This window comes from Pedobacter sp. PACM 27299 (assembly GCF_001412655.1).
Lineage (GTDB): Bacteria > Bacteroidota > Bacteroidia > Sphingobacteriales > Sphingobacteriaceae > Pedobacter.
Map to the genome: position 1 here is coordinate 5,579,560 of NZ_CP012996.1, position 17,894 is coordinate 5,597,453.

Annotated in this window: 17 protein-coding genes; 9 read left to right on the forward strand and 8 right to left on the reverse strand. The window is 40.3% G+C overall.

What is annotated here, in order from left to right; all coding sequences use genetic code 11:
• Positions 1-96: 96 nt before the first annotated feature.
• Entirely contained in the window at positions 97-570 is a 474-nt protein-coding gene (gene rlmH / locus AQ505_RS23395; RefSeq protein ID WP_062550397.1) for a 23S rRNA (pseudouridine(1915)-N(3))-methyltransferase RlmH, read from the forward strand.
• A gap of 62 nt (positions 571-632) precedes the next feature.
• Positions 633-761 carry a hypothetical protein gene (locus AQ505_RS27155; protein WP_257720569.1) on the forward strand — a complete coding sequence of 43 codons (129 nt, stop codon included), beginning with the start codon at positions 633-635 and terminating at the stop codon, positions 759-761.
• A 164-nt stretch (positions 762-925) separates the two neighbouring features.
• Here the strand turns inward: AQ505_RS27155 and AQ505_RS23400 are convergent, their stop codons facing one another.
• The gene (locus tag AQ505_RS23400) at positions 926-1,465 is read right to left on the reverse strand and encodes a DUF5606 family protein (RefSeq protein WP_062550398.1); all 540 of its coding nucleotides are present in this window, start codon (positions 1,463-1,465) and stop codon (positions 926-928) included.
• 26 nt (positions 1,466-1,491) lie between these two features.
• The gene (locus tag AQ505_RS23405; protein ID WP_062550399.1) at positions 1,492-1,953 is read right to left on the reverse strand and encodes a peptidylprolyl isomerase; all 462 of its coding nucleotides are present in this window, start codon (positions 1,951-1,953) and stop codon (positions 1,492-1,494) included.
• Positions 1,954-2,119: 166 nt separating this feature from the next.
• On the opposite strand from AQ505_RS23405, the gene AQ505_RS23410 reads away from it, so the two are divergent.
• Positions 2,120-3,382, forward strand: coding sequence for a hypothetical protein (locus AQ505_RS23410; RefSeq protein WP_062550400.1), 1,263 nt, complete (start codon positions 2,120-2,122; stop codon positions 3,380-3,382).
• Between the two features lie 12 nt (positions 3,383-3,394).
• Here the strand turns inward: AQ505_RS23410 and AQ505_RS23415 are convergent, their stop codons facing one another.
• Genes AQ505_RS23415 through lpxK form a run of 3 tightly spaced genes read right to left on the reverse strand, consistent with a single transcriptional unit; the run spans position 3,395 to position 7,288 of the window.
• A complete protein-coding gene (locus tag AQ505_RS23415) occupies positions 3,395-5,440 on the reverse strand; it encodes a putative porin (protein ID WP_062550401.1) in 2,046 nt (681 codons plus the stop codon).
• On the reverse strand, positions 5,440-6,255 hold the full coding sequence (locus AQ505_RS23420; RefSeq protein ID WP_062550402.1) for a purine-nucleoside phosphorylase: 816 nt from the start codon (positions 6,253-6,255) through the stop codon (positions 5,440-5,442). The genes AQ505_RS23415 and AQ505_RS23420 overlap by 1 nt, the downstream gene beginning before the upstream one ends.
• Complete coding sequence (gene lpxK / locus AQ505_RS23425) at positions 6,227-7,288, reverse strand: tetraacyldisaccharide 4'-kinase (RefSeq protein WP_062550403.1); 1,062 nt, start codon at positions 7,286-7,288, stop codon at positions 6,227-6,229. Before lpxK ends, AQ505_RS23420 begins: the two co-directional genes overlap by 29 nt.
• Positions 7,289-7,400: 112 nt before the next feature.
• Here lpxK and pruA point away from each other — a divergent pair, with 112 nt between their 5' ends.
• Entirely contained in the window at positions 7,401-9,035 is a 1,635-nt protein-coding gene (gene pruA, locus AQ505_RS23430; RefSeq protein WP_062550404.1) for an L-glutamate gamma-semialdehyde dehydrogenase, read from the forward strand.
• A gap of 113 nt (positions 9,036-9,148) precedes the next feature.
• Here the strand turns inward: pruA and can are convergent, their stop codons facing one another.
• The 3 genes from can to AQ505_RS23445 all read right to left on the reverse strand — a co-directional run bounded on the left by can (position 9,149) and on the right by AQ505_RS23445 (position 11,861).
• The gene (gene can / locus AQ505_RS23435; protein WP_062550405.1) at positions 9,149-9,829 is read right to left on the reverse strand and encodes a carbonate dehydratase; all 681 of its coding nucleotides are present in this window, start codon (positions 9,827-9,829) and stop codon (positions 9,149-9,151) included.
• A 6-nt stretch (positions 9,830-9,835) separates the two neighbouring features.
• Positions 9,836-11,440, reverse strand: a complete 1,605-nt coding sequence (locus tag AQ505_RS23440) for a SulP family inorganic anion transporter (protein WP_062550406.1) — start codon at positions 11,438-11,440, stop codon at positions 9,836-9,838.
• Positions 11,441-11,519: 79 nt separating this feature from the next.
• Positions 11,520-11,861, reverse strand: coding sequence for a hypothetical protein (locus AQ505_RS23445; protein ID WP_062550407.1), 342 nt, complete (start codon positions 11,859-11,861; stop codon positions 11,520-11,522).
• A gap of 198 nt (positions 11,862-12,059) precedes the next feature.
• Between AQ505_RS23445 and AQ505_RS23450 the strand changes: the two genes are divergently transcribed.
• The 5 genes from AQ505_RS23450 to AQ505_RS23470 all read left to right on the forward strand — a co-directional run bounded on the left by AQ505_RS23450 (position 12,060) and on the right by AQ505_RS23470 (position 17,769).
• Complete coding sequence (locus AQ505_RS23450) at positions 12,060-13,298, forward strand: porin (RefSeq protein WP_062550408.1); 1,239 nt, start codon at positions 12,060-12,062, stop codon at positions 13,296-13,298.
• Positions 13,299-13,457: 159 nt separating this feature from the next.
• Positions 13,458-14,999, forward strand: a complete 1,542-nt coding sequence (locus AQ505_RS23455; RefSeq protein ID WP_062550409.1) for an acyl-CoA carboxylase subunit beta — start codon at positions 13,458-13,460, stop codon at positions 14,997-14,999.
• Positions 15,000-16,157: an MFS transporter gene (locus AQ505_RS23460; protein WP_062550410.1), complete on the forward strand. Its 1,158-nt coding sequence runs from the start codon at positions 15,000-15,002 to the stop codon at positions 16,155-16,157.
• Complete coding sequence (locus AQ505_RS23465) at positions 16,157-16,576, forward strand: GNAT family N-acetyltransferase (RefSeq protein WP_062550411.1); 420 nt, start codon at positions 16,157-16,159, stop codon at positions 16,574-16,576. Before AQ505_RS23460 ends, AQ505_RS23465 begins: the two co-directional genes overlap by 1 nt.
• Before the next feature lie 80 nt (positions 16,577-16,656).
• On the forward strand, positions 16,657-17,769 hold the full coding sequence (locus tag AQ505_RS23470; RefSeq protein WP_062550412.1) for a M42 family metallopeptidase: 1,113 nt from the start codon (positions 16,657-16,659) through the stop codon (positions 17,767-17,769).
• Positions 17,770-17,894: the final 125 nt, after the last annotated feature.

Genomic DNA, 17,894 nt, shown 5'->3' on the forward strand with positions numbered 1-17,894 from the left:
CAAAAACAAAATCACAACTCATGAATATATGGCTGCTGTACTGAAAATCAAGAAGAGCGACTATTGTATTTAGAGTAGATAAACAATATCAAACGAATGAAAATTACATTATTGGTTGTAGGAAAAACCGAAGATAAATACCTGATTGAGGGGATTGACAAATATTTGAAAAGGTTGAAACACTATATCAACTTCAACCTGGTGGTGATTCCTGATGTAAAAAACACGAAAAACCTGACTGAAGCACAGCAGAAAAGCAAAGAAGCAGAACTGATTTTAAAACAGATCAGTAATCAGGATACGGTCATTCTGATGGATGAGAAAGGGAAGAAATATACTTCGATATTATTCTCCAATTACCTGAATAAACAGATGATTGGCAGTGTGCAACACTTAATTTTCATCATTGGTGGTCCTTATGGCTTTGATGAAAGTGTGTACCAACGTGCCAATGGCAGTATGTCTTTATCAGACATGACGTTTTCTCACCAGATGGTGCGCCTGTTCTTTGTTGAGCAGCTTTACCGCGCTTTTAGTATTTTAAAGGGAGAACCTTATCACCACGAATAAATCTATCGCTTTGTGTTGTGGAAAACCAGTACATTGATCATCATTTATAAAAAGGAGTTATTATGCAATTGCCAAGTGATTTTAAAAGAAAATACAAATACAGGAGCAATCCAAGAAGAGACCGCCTGAATTACATCATTGCGATTGTCATTTCAGCAATCGCTTTTCTATTGATCTGGTTTTACCTGTAATTTGGTTTGGACTAGAGTATTTTATTCCCGCGGGGACCGCTGATCAGATGCTTTCATCTGCATGATTTGTTGTCACTTATTTCAGGAAGGGACAGGGATTATAAAAAAAGCCGGATCTGTTAAAGATCCGGCTTTTGTATAACCTATATTGTCCAATATAAGGACTAAACGCCTTTTTTGCTAGTCATGCTCGCTTTTTTAGCTGGCTGAGCTGCTTTACTTGGTGCTTTTGTATTAGATGGTTTCGGGCTTGCTTTCACTTTCTTGTCCGATTTATCTTCAATTTTAACACCATCCTGGTCTACAACTGCTTCAGGAGCTGCTTCACTGAAAAGTGGCAATTCCTTTAACAAATGGTACCAAGAAACAATTTTCTTCATGTCAGAAGTATAAACTTTCTCCTGGTCATGACCTGGAGCAACTTCTAAAAAGAATGCTTTTAAATCTTTTGCATCTGCTTTTGCATCTGGAACATTTCCTTTAGCGGCAACGATATTTGCAAAAACATCTAATAACTTCAAATCGTCATCTTCGCCGTATACGGTAATGTCTTCTAATGACGCTAGTTTAGTTGTAGTAATGTTCGCTACAATTTTAACTTTCTGTGCATCCAGACTTTCTAAAACGTATCCGCCTTTATTTTGTCCTACCAGTTTAAATAGACCTGGTCTTCCAGATACTGCAACGATTCCTCTTAAATTCATAATATTTTGTTTTTGAGAAGTAAGAACTAGTCTTCAATTACTTCTATCCCTATAATCTTATCTCCTTGTTTGATATCGTCAACAATATCAACATTTTCTATTACTTTTCCGAAACAAGTATGTACTCTGTCTAAATGAGCAGTATTGTCTCTGCTGTGACATACGAAGAATTGAGAACCTCCAGTATTTCTTCCAGCGTGTGCCATAGATAATACACCACGATCATGGTATTGATTTTCGCCAGTTAACTCACAATCAATTTTGTAACCTGGGCCACCAGTACCTGCTAAATGTGCTTTAGACGGGTCTTTAGAGTTTGGACAACCACCTTGAATCACGAAATTAGGAATTACCCTGTGAAAAGTAACGCCATCATAGAATCCTTCTGAAGCTAATTTCTTAAAGTTAGCAACGGCATTCGGTGCATCCTGATCATAAAACTGAACAGTCATGTTACCTTTATCTGTTTTTATTATTGCTTTGCTCATGATAATTTTGTGTAAATGCCAAATTTAGTAAATTGAAATGACTCCTGAATATTAATTACAGTTAAAAAAGCCATGGATACTGATTATCGTCTATAAACGTTTATTCAGTACAATAATTTTATTATAGGTTTATAAAAAATTACATTCGCATATACCCCGATAAAGTATGTCCCTTAAAAAAGTATACCTGCTGTTGTGTTTAATGGTTTTTAGCCTCGGCTTAAAGGCCTCATCTATTCTTGTTTATATGGACGAAGACCAGAAGAACCACCTTAAAGCTTATGGTATTGCGTACTGGAGCATCCAGCAAAAGGCAGAAGTGAGCTGGTTACTGAATTATAGAGGAGGGAGTTTTCTGCTCCAGTATCACAAAAACATCGAAGATGAATGTAAAACCCGCGGCGTTTCTTATCAGGTACTGGCAGATGGAAAGGTAACGGCCATCCTCAATGAAATCAGTGATCCGGAAGTAAACATGGAGGTGGTAAAACTAGAAAAATCACCAAAAATTGCGGTTTATTCACCAAAAAGCAAGCTTCCCTGGGATGATGCAGTTACAATGGTGCTGAGGTATGCAGAAATCCCTTACGATGTGGTGTATGATGATGAGGTTTTAAAAGACAAACTTGCGGGCTATGATTGGCTGCATTTGCACCATGAGGATTTTACAGGGCAATACGGTCGTTTCTGGAGTTCTTTCCGCAATGCGGGATGGTACCGGGAAGATGTCAAAAACCAAGAGGCAACCGCGAAAAGAAATGGCTTCAATAAGGTATCGGAAATGAAGCTGGCAGTAGCCAAAAGAATTAAAGAATTTTGTGCTGGCGGAGGCTTCTTATTTGCCATGTGTTCCGCTACAGATAGCTACGACATTGCATTGAGCGCTGAAGGAGTAGACATTTGTGAAAGTATGTTCGATGGCGATGGTGCAGATCCACAGGCACAATCAAAAATAGACTATAAGAAAACCTTTGCTTTTCAAAATTTTAAACTCGATACTAATCCAAATAATTATGAATTTTCAGATATTGATGCTACTCAAACCAGAACGTTGGTTCAGAGCAATGATTTTTTCACCTTATTTGAGTTTTCTGCAAAATGGGACCTGGTACCAACGATGTTAACTCAGAATCATGAAAAGGTGATCAAAGGATTTATGGGGCAGACTACTGCTTTCCGAAAATCTGTAGTAAAACCAAACATCACGGTATTGGGAGAAAATAAAGGTGCGGAAGAGGTGCGGTACCTGAATGGAGAAATTGGTAAAGGGCAGTTTACCTTTTATGGTGGTCATGATCCGGAAGATTATCAGCATGCGGTAGGTGATCCGCCGACAGATTTGAACCTGCACCCCAACTCAGCGGGTTACAGGCTCATTCTGAACAATGTTTTATTTCCTGCCGCTAAAAAGAAACCACAGAAAACATAATATTTATCTGGCTTAATCGTAGAAGCTCCAGCTTACCCCAAATTTAATCAGGACTCTGTCCATCATTGGATAACGGTTCACGGAATAATATCCTTTAGATATTAATCCCTGATTGGCATAATCTGTTTTCACAAAGATATTGGCCTTTCTCAAACTCGCCTTTACCCAGACATCCAGAATTGGTGTGGAATCAAATGTAGTGGCTTGTCCTACGTAAAACTGGCCTGCTGGTGCAGAATAAGAATAGTTTTTATAAGGTGTATTGTAACGGATATCAAATCCTACATTCGTTTTTAATGCTTTAAAGAAGGTATGGTCCAGGAAGAAGCTGGCAAAAGCATACAGTTCCGGAGTTCTCAAGATATTAGGATTGTCAGTTTTTTGATAAACCAGGTAACTATCCAGGTTGAATTTACCGAATTTCAGTTTTTTACCCAGGGTAATTTTCAACAGGTTAATGCTGTTGAGCTGCGCAGGTATGATATTATTTGCATTCTTTGCAAAAAAGACACTATCTAATGCCTCACCATCTTTTGGAGGAGGATTGGTGAAATACAGGTAATCGCTGATCCTAAAATATTCTGCACTGGCTTCAAAATTCAGTCGGTCGTTCAGGTATTTAAAAGACAGATTAATGGTTTTTGTACGGTTGAAATCTTCTTTCCAGTTGTAATGGTTACCAAAATATCTGATATAGACTTCTTCTGGTGACTTATTCTGAAAATATCCTCCCAATACGATACGCCCTACCGACTTGCTCAACAGGACATTACTTTTCGCTTCATATAGAAAATCACCGCTGTTTCTTCCCTGAAATATTTGCTGCAAATCTACATTCAGGTCAATACGGTTACTGAATCTATAACCTGCGGAACCTAAAAGTGTGATGTTCTGAAAAGTAGAGTTGTAATTGTAATAGGTAGAAATTTTATCTGGATAAAATACGCCTTGATAGTACTTATAGAAATCATGTCTGATCCCCGCGTCTACTTTCAGCTCATTTTTGATAATAGAATTACCTTTTCCACGAAGGAAAAAACTGTACATAAATTCATTCTGTACATTCATATAGCGCGTACTATCATAAGTAACCGAAAGATCTGCTATCCCGGTAGGGATGGCGGTATGATCATCTAAAGAGCTTTTATGAAAAGTGTAAGAATTCTGATTGTACTTAAAAGTATAAGCTATCTTATTGGTGGGTAAGATCTTATCTGAGATCTCCTGTGCCAGACTGTCTATCCTTCCTACAAAATAAGTTTGCTTGATCATGAAGGAATTAGAGCGGTAAATATGACCTGCATCGACAAGTCTAACTGGTTCAGAAAGGTGGTCTAAACCAAAGGATTTATTGTTGCTCCCATAAATATTGTTATTGACAATGGAACCATTTTCGCGTGCTTTCAGGGTATTAAATATCGCCGCAATCCATAAGTTATATCGTTTATTCGGACTTTGATACCAGGTAAAAAGATCTGCGTTTAAGTGGTCACCTCTTTGTCGAGGGTAATAACCATTGGCACCAATCCTATTGTAATTCGCTCCGATATTCCAGTTTTTTTTGATATTCTGGGAATGGGTAACTTTGAAAATGGCTTCTGTTTCGCCGGCAGAAATAAAGTATAAATTGGTATACGGCGTTCTGGCTTGATAATATTTGATATCATCCTGACCGATGGCATAAAAATCCAGGGAGTGAAAGCCTGCATCAAAACCAATGGTTTTTGAAGGTTCAAACAACATCGGCATGGCTGCCAGACCAAGATTTCCCGTACCGACGGTTGGTCTTCGAGGCTGTGCAATCATACTGAAATTCTGAAATCCTGCAAGCGTGGTATCCAATGGCAAAGTTTGAATGCTGTCTTTCGTCAGCTTCAAGGTCGTATACCTGATAAAGCGGGAAGTAAAAATCACCGAGTCTGTTCCTGATTCTTCTTTCTTTCTCAAGGAATCCAGTAATTTATTGTCGTTGACCGTCGTTTTTAAATCCTGAGCAAATAAAGCCCCAGTCCCTAACAGGAAAAAGCAAAAAACAAATAAAGCAATGCTTTTATACATTATAAGGTAGAGATTAATTGGCTCAGTATTTTTGTCATTCTTGGTTCTGCAACTCTTGCAGTTTCAATGATTTCTTCCAAACTTACTGGTTGTAGTTCTTCTGGAAAACCTTCATCAGTTAACACAGAAATCGCAAATACCGGGATGCTCATGTGTCTGGCCACGATCACCTCTGGAACAGTACTCATGCCTACAGCATCACCACCGATAATACGTAAATATTTATATTCTGCTTTGGTTTCCAAATTTGGTCCGGTTACTGAAACATACACGCCCTGATGGCAAACAATATCATTGTCTTTTGCGATTTGCAGCGCTGATTTAATTAATGACCTTTCGTATGGCTGACTCATATCCGGGAAACGGGGTCCCATATCACTGTCGTTTCTTCCACGAAGCGGGCTTTCTGGCTGCAGATTGATATGGTCATTGATGATCATCAGATCGCCTTTTTTATAGTCAGGATTTAAGGATCCTGCAGCGTTAGACACAAAAAGATGTGCAATTCCTAAGGCTTTCATCACACGGATTGGAAAAGTAATCTGCTGCATGCTATAGCCTTCATAATAATGGAGTCTACCTTGCATGGCCACAACTCTTTTCCCGTTTAATGTACCGAATATCAATTTACCGGAATGAAATTCCAGCGTAGAGATCGGGAAATTAGGGATATTGGAATACATCAATTGATGTGCGACTTCTATTTCGCCTACCAATCCACCCAGACCAGTTCCTAAAACGATGCCAATTTCTGGTTGGAAATCATTCGTTTTACGTTTTAGATATTCAACGGTTTCGTGTATGACTTGAAACATAAGCTATAATTTTTTGATCAAATATAATTTTATCTTTTGCGCTTAGCCCGATTTTGACAGGCAAATAAAAGATTGGTAAATTTAGCAGTAATTCTTTTAAAGTACCACCTAATAAACGCTGCGCATCCTTTTCTGTTGTGATGATGATTTTTTCCGTTGCGGGTTCACTATTAAAGGCAGCAACCAGGTCATTGATATTTCCCTCGGTAAAGCGATAATGGTCCGGATAATCGTGGTGCCTGATCTTGGCGGTATACTTCCCTAAATACTGCAGTAATGGCTTTGGATTGGCGATTCCAGTCAGCAAAAACACGGTAGTTTCCTGAGTTATTGATTTACAGATCTGATTTTCACCTGAGATTAACGGTACCAGATCCTGGTAAATTAAAGACGAAAAAACAGCTTCCTTTTGCCAGTGATCTTCAAATTTATCCAAGCATTTTGAGGTCTCATCAGGCTTTATATTGTCCGGAGATTTGGTGATCAGGATGGATTGTGCTCTTTTATAACCGGAAAAACTTTCCCTCAGGTTTCCGGTAGGCAGCAGAAACTGTGGTTTCAGCAGCTTTTCAAATTCAAATAGCAGGATGTTAAAGCCGGCAGAAATGGCACGGTGCTGATAGGCATCGTCCAGAATAATCAGGTCATGATGTTGTTGTAATCGCCCTGCGCCAAGCACCCGATCTTCACAAACGGCCACTGTCACCTGCGGAAATTTTCGATAAAACTGCATGGGCTCGTCACCTATCGTTTCGGCTGTTGCCTGATCATCCGCGAGGATAAAACCTTTGGTTTTACGGCCATATCCCCTGCTTAAAATGGCAATTTTACGGTTTGGAAAAAGGCGCACCAGGTATTCTGTGACCGGGCTTTTACCGGATCCGCCAACCACCAGGTTTCCCACGCAAATCACCGGAATATCAAAGCCAGTAGCTTTAAACACACCGATATCATAGAGCTTGTTTCTCACAAAAACTACGATGCCATATAGGATGGAAAAAGGAAATAACAGGTAGCGTAAGTATTTTATCATGCTGCGCTTCAAAAATAAGAATTATAGCGCGTATTGCATGAAGTTTATACATATTGAGCGTTACCGGGCAACAAAATAAAAGGCTATCTTTGTACAAACAATATTTTATATCATGCTTAAAGGATTTTTTAACGTACCAACTCCGGTTAACGAGCCTATTTTAGGTTACGCCCCGGGAAGTAAAGAACGTGAACTTTTGAAGGCCGCAATTGCCGAAGCCCGCTCTAAAAAAATTGACATCCCGATGTACATTAACGGAAAGGAAGTCCATACTGACCATAAAGGAACTGCGACTCCTCCACACGATCATCAGCATATTCTTGCTGAGTACAGCAAAGGAACAAAGGAACATGTAAGTCAGGCGATTGATGCTGCCCTTGCAGCTAAATCAAAATGGGAAAATTTAGCATGGGAACATCGTGCAGCGATCTTCCTGAAAGCAGCTGATCTTATTGCTGGTCCATACCGCTATAAATTAAACGCAGCCACCATGCTGGGTCAATCAAAAAATGCTTACCAGGCAGAGATTGATGCCGCTTGTGAGCTGATCGACTTCCTTCGTTTTAACGTAAGTTATATGTCGGAAATCTATAAACAACAACCTCCGGTTTCTCCAAAAGGATCATGGAACAGAGTGGAACAACGCCCGTTAGAAGGTTTTGTATTCGCTTTGACACCATTTAACTTCACTGCGATTGCTGGTAACTTACCTACTTCAGCAGCAATGATGGGGAACGTAATCGTTTGGAAACCTGCAAATACTCAGATTTATTCTGCAAATGTATTGATGCAGATTTTCAAAGAAGCAGGTTTGCCTGATGGCGTAATCAACCTGGTATATGTTTCCGGACCGGAAGCAGGTGAAGTGATCTTTAACCACCCTGATTTCGCAGGTATCCACTTTACAGGATCTACAGGCGTATTCCAGGACATTTGGAAAACGATCGGAAATAACATTCATAAATTCAAAACTTACCCACGTATTGTTGGGGAAACAGGTGGCAAAGATTTTATCCTTGTTCATGGTTCGGCAGAGGCAGAATCTTCCAGCACAGCGATCATCCGTGGCGCATTCGAATACCAGGGACAAAAATGTTCTGCTGCTTCACGTGTTTACGTAGCAAAGAGCATCTGGCCTAAAGTAAAAGAATACATGCTTCGCGATCTTGCTGAGTTCAAAATGGGTGGAACTGAGGATTTCGGCAACTTTATCAATGCAGTAATTGACGGAAATTCTTTCGACAAATTAGCGAAATACATTGACGAAGCTAAAAAAGACAGCAGTGTAGAAATTATTGCTGGTGGTAACTACGACAAATCTAAAGGATACTTTATTGAACCAACAGTATTGGTGGTTCAAGATCCTAAGTATGTTACCATGAGTGAAGAATTATTCGGCCCGGTATTGACTTTATTTGTATATGATGATGATAAATTCGATGAGATTTTAGACATCGTTGACAGCACTTCCATCTACGCCTTAACAGGTGCTGTGATTGCTCAGGATCGCTATGCGATTGAAAAAGCAACGCATCGTTTGAGAAATGCAGCAGGTAACTTCTACATCAATGATAAATGTACAGGTGCCGTTGTTGGACAGCAGCCATTTGGTGGTGCCAGAGGTTCCGGTACAAACGATAAAGCGGGTTCAATGATCAATCTTTTACGTTGGGTTTCTCCACGTACGATCAAAGAAACTTTTGATCCGCCTAAAGATTTCCGTTATCCATTCTTGTCTAACGATTAGTGTCTTTGATTGGATCTTTTGATCCATCATTTTCTATATAAAAAAACGGAGGATCCATTCAGGACCTCCGTTTTTTTATGAAATAGCGCCACTGATCGCAGCGCTTCCATTACCTATTTTAATTTTTCAATTCCATCCATTCTAAAGACAGAATTCAAAGTACTATTGTTTTCACAAGTAACTCCCAGATCTGAAATGAAGCCATTTTCAAGGCTATAAGCCCAACCATGCAAGCTTAATTTCTTACCATTAGCCCATCTGTTCTGAACGATAGAGGTTTTAGTCAGATTAAATACACCTTCAATTACATTCAGCTCCACTAATCTTTCACTTCTTTTCTTTTTATCAGTGATCATGTCCAATTCATGGTAATGCAATCTGTAAGTATCTTTAATATTTCTCAACCAGTTATCGATAATACCATATTGTTTATTACCCATGGCGGCTTCTACCCCACCACAGCCATAGTGACCACATACAATTACGTGTTCTACTTCTAATACGTTGACCGCATAATCCAATACACTCAACATGTTCATATCGGTATGAACTACCACATTGGCAATGTTACGGTGAACAAAGATATCTCCAGGATTGGTATTCGTGATCTGGTTTGCAGGAACACGACTATCAGAACAGCCAATCCAAAGGATCGGTGGTTTTTGTCCGGCAGATAAACGCTCGAAGTACTTAGGATCTTCTGCTAAAGTGGCAGCTACCCAGTCCTTATTTCCTTGTAATAATCCTTCGTATGTAATTTGGTCTGTATCTTGTTTTTCTAATTTTGCGCACATAATAATTTAATTATTAATTTTTTCTATGATTTTACTGTCCAATTTTGGCACAGTATATTGTTTCTTAATGTTCTCTAATATCACTATTGTTCCTTTCGTATAAGCGTTGTGCTTAAAGTTGAAAATTGTTTCCAACACATCTGGATCAATATATCGGGAATTTGTTCCATCGATAGTGACATTTGTTTCTTTTGGGATATTGTTCAGCATCACCTGAATGGCTGCTTTATTTAAAAATGAAACCTCTTCGGCTAATTTAATGCGGAGATTTTTCTTATTTCCTTCTTCCTGAATTTTGTAGAAAAAAGGATTACGCATGTTCGTACGCAACAGGTAGAAGATGGAGAATAACATCCCTACAGCCACACCTTTTAGCAGGTCGGTCAATAACACGGCAATAATCGTGATTACAAACGGTACAAACTGGTCCCAGCCTTTATGGTACATATGTTGGAATAAGGCAATACGTGTTAACTTATAACCGGTTACCAATAGAATTGCTGCCAAACAGGCCAGTGGAATCATATTGATCACACCCGGGATAAATAAGAAAGACAAAAGTAACCATCCTCCGTGAAAAATCGCAGACATTTTAGTTCTTCCTCCAGCATTTACGTTTGCGGAACTCCTTACAATTACGGAAGTTAGCGGTAAACCACCCAGCATACCACTGGTCATATTACCTACACCCTGAGCTAATAACTCTCTATTTGTTGGAGTTGTTCTTTTGATCGGGTCGATTTTATCAACCGCTTCAATACTTAATAACGTTTCTAAACTGGCTACTACAGCAATTGTTGCGGCAACCACCCATACTTTACTATCGGTAATGGCTGAGAAATTAGGCAAGGTAAATAAGGAAGTCAGATCTGACCATCCGTTCACCACTGGAATTTCTACCATTTGCGAGGTATTCAAGGCGTAGCCTGTTCCCTGGAAAGCGATACTTAATATAATTCCTAAAGCAACCACGACCAATGGTGCAGGAATTACATTTACTTTTTTCAGCTTCGGCCAGTATATTAATACGGCAATAGACAATCCACTGATGATAATCGCAGCCAATGTAAAATGACTAAACGCATTTCCTAAAGCGGAAAATGTGTTTTGGTTGTCTCCCTGAAAAAAGCTTTCATCACCAAAGAAATCAGAATCTACGCCTAAAGCATGAGGAAGCTGTTTCAGGATTAAGGTAACCCCAATCGCTGCCAGCATTCCTTCAATAACGCTGGACGGGAAATAATTACCGATCATCCCGCCTTTCAGCAAGCCTAATACGATCTGCATCGCCCCTGCCAATACAACTGCCAGTAAAAATGTTTGATACCCCCCCAGTTGACCAATCGCGCCAAGCACGATTGCCGTAAGCCCTGCAGCAGGACCACTTACGCTCAATTGAGAACCACTAAGACTTGCAACTATAATACCTCCCACAACACCAGTAATTAAACCGGCGAATAATGGTGCTCCTGAGGCCAGGGCCACACCCAAACATAAAGGCAAGGCCACCAAAAACACCACAATACTAGCTGGCAAGTCACGCTTTAAGTTCTTTTTTAATATATACTTCTTCACTTCCAATCTTGAAAAGATCGAGTTACTATTTTGCATAAAACAAAGTTTTAATTCTTGTAAACTAATTTAAAAAATTGCACAGCTATCCTGATAACAGGTTAGTTATACGAGTAAATTAGGCCAAGTTAGGAGGAGGGGTCGGTACAGAGGGATGGAAAGGATCCACATGTCGTTTAAAATGATCGATGTAGCTGTTGCTGATACCGAAATGGCTAAGAACGGCATTGAAGTCCATTGTATAATGGTTATCGATCATTTTATAATCCATCAGGTTCACTTTAGCTTTACCGCTCTCACCGTCGGCACTATGCTCAACTTCGATCTGCATGATCACCAGTTGAATGCTTTCCTTTTGAATATCGTTGAAAAATACGGGCGCCCCAGAAATCATCATCTTTACGCAAAAGATGCCTAGAAAGGTAATAATGATTAAAAGACGGTATTTCCGTAATGACATTTTGATTATTTAGTTCATGCTTAACTGTTCAAAAATAGCTCCAAAAAAGCCGAACTAGCAAATTGTCATGTAAAAAAAATGTAATTTCCTGCATATTTCACTCAAAAACAGGAGATTAAATTTTAAAAGGGACCTTTTCTATAGATAAATGAAGCATTAAGCGTAATTTAGGCAGCTCAAAATACGTTTATCTTATTCATGAGAAAATTATTACTATTCATTGTCATGCTAGTGCCTTTCTCTGTACTTGCACAAAGCAATAACGCCCCTTCCTCTTACGCCCCGCATGAAATAAACATCACCGGGTATTTACAAACACAATTCCAAAAAGCACAATCTTCTGGAATAAATTCCTTTTCCGGAGGAGACTTTTCCAAGAATTCAGATTCTCGTTTCATGATCAGAAGGGGCAGGTTAAAGATCGACCGTGCCGATAAATATTCCAGCATCGTTTTTCAGATTGATGCCACTCAAAATGGTGTGCAGCTGATGGATGCCTTTATTCAGTTTCACCAGGAAGAGACCAAACAGTTTCTTTTTACGGCAGGTTTATTCAACCGTCCCTTTGGCTATTCTATCGTATATTCATCAGGATACAGAGATTTCCCGGAACGTGCAAGGGTGTTTCAGACACTGATGCCCAGAGAACGTGACCTTGGTGCCATGATCAGTTTCAAGCCTGACTACAAACCTTTAAGCTTTCTGTCTGCTGATCTTGCAGTGATCAATGGAAGTGGATTAACCGCCAGAGATTATGACTCAAAAAAGGATATTGTGGCAAACATAGATTTTACTTTTGATAGCCTTGCCAATAAAAAGTTAAAGCTCGGTTTCGGAGCTTCTTACTATAAAGGCTATGTAAGGAGTGACACAGAGACGTTTTTTGTCAGAAATGGCAGTACTTATGTGAAAGACACCAACCCAAGTCATGTAAATTCTTATGCCAACCGTGATTATTATGGCGCAAACTTACAGGTAGCCTATGACAATTCTTTCGGTACCACTTCATTTAAAGCAGAGTATGTAGCCGGAAAACAACCTGGAGTAGCGGCTGCCGCCGACATTACCGGCCCTTTGGCCAGCACCAGTTTCTCCGCTCAGCCAAAAACAGACCTTTACCTGCGTGAATTTAACGGATATTATTTCTGGTTAACTCAGCGAATTGGCAAATCTAAATTTAACGCCTTACTTGGCTATGATGTTTACGACCCTAATATTCATGTATCAGAAAAGGAAATCGGTGCGCCAAACAGCAATACCACTGCCGGAGATATTAAGTTCAGTACACTGGGTTATGGCCTTACTTATATGATGAACGGCCGCTTAAAACTAACATTATATAATGAGCATGTGGTAAACGACGATACACAGCTGCCTCAATACACCAAAGACCTTAAAGATGATGTATTTACTGCCAGACTACAGTACCGCTGGTAATGACCAGCTATTTAATAAATATTGCTATTTTACGAAATCATCATAGCAGATCCATAATCTCAGTTAAATGATGGCCTTAAAATCTCCATTTAACTGAGATTGTGGTTTAGGGACAAACCAAAAAGATATCAACCATAAGAAAAACCAAAAAATATTCTAATGAAAACCAAAATTGAGTTACTTCAGGATAAAGTTAAACAAGCCCATACCGGCGGTGGAGCAGCAAGAATTGAAAGCCAGCATAAAAAAGGGAAACTGACCGCAAGAGAAAGAATTCATTTCCTAATGGACGAAAACTCTTTTGAAGAAATCGGCATGATGGTCACCCATAGAAGTACCGATTTTGGTATGGAAAAGGAAATATATCTTGGCGATGGTGTGGTGACAGGATATGGAAATATCAACGGCCGATTGGTCTATGTATTTTCACAGGATTTCACCGTTTTTGGCGGTTCACTTTCCGAGACTCATGCCGAAAAAATCTGTAAGATTATGGACATGGCCATGAAAAATGGTGCTCCGGTTATCGGTTTAAACGATAGCGGTGGTGCACGTATTCAGGAAGGTGTGGTTTCCCTGGGTGGTTATGCCGATATCTTTTACAGGAATGTACAGGCATCGGGAGTGATCCCACAATTATCGGCAATTATGGGCCCATGTGCTGGTGGAGCAGTCTACTCTCCTGCCATCACCGACTTTATTTTAATGGTAGAAAACACTTCTTACATGTTTGTAACCGGCCCTAACGTAGTGAAAACGGTAACACATGAGGTAGTTACTTCCGAAGAATTAGGCGGCGCATCTACCCATGCCACTAAATCAGGTGTCACTCATTTTGCCTGTTCAAATGAACTGGATGCCATCAACCATGTGAAAAGATTGCTGAGTTATATGCCTCAGAATTGTGAAGAAACACCTGCCACCCTTCCTTATGAAGCGACGAATGAAGAACGTATTTCTTTAAATAGCCTGATGCCTGTCAATGCAAACCAGCCCTACGATGTCAGAACTGTGATTGATGAAGTGGCAGATGCAGATAGCTTTTTAGAAGTACATAGAGAATATGCAGAAAATATAGTGGTAGGTTTTGCACGTCTGGCAGGAAGAAGCATCGGTATTGTAGCCAATCAACCAGCTTATCTCGCCGGTGTATTAGATAACCATGCTTCCACGAAAGCAGCCCGTTTTGTTCGCTTTTGCGACTGCTTCAATATTCCATTATTGGTATTTGAAGATGTTCCAGGCTTCCTTCCAGGCACCGATCAGGAATGGAATGGCATCATCAATAACGGTGCAAAATTATTATATGCCTTTAGTGAGGCCACAGTTCCCCGCATTACAGTGATCACCAGAAAAGCTTATGGTGGTGCCTATGATGTGATGAACTCCAAACATATTGGTGCAGATATGAACTATGCCTGGCCAACGGCCGAAATCGCCGTAATGGGTGCTAAAGGAGCTGCAGAGATCATTTTCAAGAGAGAAATCTCTACTGCAGAAAACCCGGAAGAAAAATGGCTGGAAAAAGAGAAGCTTTATTCTGATACTTTTGCCAATCCTTACCGCGCTGCAGAACGTGGCTTTGTAGATGAAGTGATCGAGCCCGCGCAAACCAGAATAAAGCTCATCAAAGCATTTAAAATGTTAGAAAATAAAGTGGTCAATGCTCCACGTAGAAAACACGGAAATATCCCCCTATAAATGAAATTGAGTCGTACAGATGTGATGCTCATGGCTTTTTGTACCGGCCTGATTGTCGCTAACATCTATTATTGTCAGCCATTAGTGATCCTGGTGGCGCAGGAATTTAAAGTAACGGAAAGTCATGCCGGTATGATCACTTACCTGACGCAGGCTGGCTATGCCCTGGGTTTATTTTTGGTGGTACCGCTTGGCGATATGTTTGAACGCCGAAAACAGATCTTAATCATTACTGGACTGGCAGTGGCTTCCTTACTCCTTGCCGCTATGTCCCACAGCTTTTTGCTCCTGCAAATTGCCAGTGTGCTGATTGGTGCAAGTTCTGTCGTTCCCCAATTGATCTTACCTATGGCAGCCAATTTAAGTTCCAACGAAAAACGCGGGGAAACTATTGGCATTATTACCAGTGGCTTGCTCATCGGAATCCTGGCTTCCAGGTCCATCAGCGGTAGTGTGGGCTTTTTATGGGGATGGAGAACTATGTATTTTATCGCCGCCGGCATCTGTGCCTTATTGATGGTGCTGATGGCGAAACGTTTTCCTTTAAGCCTGCCTTCTTTTAAAGGAACTTACCGGGAATTGATGGCTTCCATGTGGCATTATGTGAAAACAGAGCCCGTTTTAAGGGAAGCTTCTATCATCAATTTCCTGGCTTTCGGAGTGCTCAGTGCATTCTGGACCACGATGGTACTGTTTTTAGCCAATCCTCCTTTCAATTTTCAAACCATGCAAATCGGCTTGTTCGGCATAGCCGGAGCTGCTGGTGCACTCGCTGCCCCTTTAGTAGGTAAACTAAGCAGTGGCCACAATCCACGCAGAAACATATTCATAGGCCTGATTTTACAACTCATCAGCATTGTTGCTTTTTACTTTACCGGCAGCCATTTATACCTATTCATTACCGGGATTATTTTAATTGACATCGGCCAGCAGGCGATTCATGTGACCAATCAAACCCGCATTTATGCCTTAATTCCCGAAGCCCGCAATCGCCTCAATACCGTATTTATGTCGGTGAGTTTTGTTGGTGCTGCTGTAGGTTCTGCAATTGGATTATGGCTATGGGACAAGGGACAATGGCCTTTGTTCTGCTTTGGAACCACCGCAATCATCCTGCTCAATATTTGCATCTATAAATCCAACAAGGTCAGAAGCTAATGGAAAATACGCATATAGAACAAATCAGAGCGGATCTTACCTGGCGCATCAGGCATATCGCAATGTATCCAGACCAGCCTTACGACACCATAAAACTAGAAAATGATCGGGATGGCCTGCATTTCGGTTTATTTGCTGGCGATCAGCTCGTGTCTGTGGTTTCTCTCTTTAATGAAGGCACAGTTTATCAGTTCAGAAAGTTTGCCACTGTTCCCGAATATCAGGGGAAAGGTTATGGTAGTTTTTTACTCCAGCATCTGATCGATTATGTGCGCCCTTTGGGAGCGACGATGCTCTGGTGTAATGCCAGGATAACAGCCGCGCCGTTTTACGCTAAATTTGGCTTTTTGGAAACCGATGAATGCTTCGCCAAACAGGGATTAGAATTTGTCATCATGCAGTTACAACTCAACAATTAACTTGTTGCTTACGCCCTAGTTTATATATTTGTTCGGGTAAAGCACAATACAGCTTATTATACGTTTTAAAGAAACATCAAATGGCAAAAAAGAAAGACGATAAACAGAAACACGTTTCTGTAGTTACTAAAAAGTCACTCCAATTTTTTGAAGAATATATCAATAATCCATCGCCAACTGGCTTTGAATATCCTGGTCAGAAGCTATGGTTAGACTACCTGAAGCCTTATATCGATGAAAGTTTCATCGATAATTACGGAACAGCAGTAGGTGTAATCAACCCTAAAGCAGAATATAGAGTAGTAATTGAAGCACATGCTGATGAGATTTCCTGGTTTGTAAATTACATTACTGCAGAAGGATTGATCTATGTGATTCGCAATGGTGGTTCTGATCACCAGATCGCTCCCTCAAAAAGAGTGAACATCCATACCGATAACGGAATGGTGAAAGCAGTATTCGGATGGCCGGCAATTCATACCAGAAGCGGCGAGAAAGAAGAAGCTCCCGCATTAAAAAACATCTTCCTGGACTGTGGATGTACTTCTAAAGATGAAGTAGAAGCTTTAGGTATCCATGTAGGTTGTGTGATCACTTATGAAGACGAATTTATGGTATTGAACGACCGTTATTACGTTGGAAGGGCACTAGACAACAGGGCTGGTGGTTTCATGATTGCCGAAGTTGCTCGTCTGTTAAAAGAAAACAAACAAAAACTTCCTTTCGCGTTATACATCGTAAACTCGGTACAGGAGGAGATCGGCTTGCGCGGTGCCGAAATGATCGCTCACCGGATTAAACCTCATGTAGCCATTGTTACAGACGTTACACATGACACCAGCACTCCGATGATTAATAAAATTACACAGGGTGATTTAGCTTGTGGTAAAGGACCAGTAGTTTCTTATGCTCCGGCAGTACAAACCAACCTGAACAAATTACTGATTAAAACAGCAGAAAAGAATGACATCCCATTCCAGCGTCAAGCTTCATCGAGGTCTACAGGCACCGATACAGATGCATTTGCCTATTCAAATGGCGGCGTTCCTTCCGCTTTGATCTCCCTGCCACTGCGCTACATGCACACTACGGTAGAAATGATCCATAAAGAAGATGTAGACAATGTGATCAGCTTGATTTACCACTCTTTATTAAACATCGAGAAAGATCAGGATTTCAGGTATACAAAATAATTCAGCGTAAACATGTACGACAATAGGGAGGGTATCTGCTAAAACAGATACCCTTTTCTTTTGCTTTTAATTTCCTATTTTTAGAAAAGTATCTGAGCCTATCCAGCTCATAAACCTATAAATTT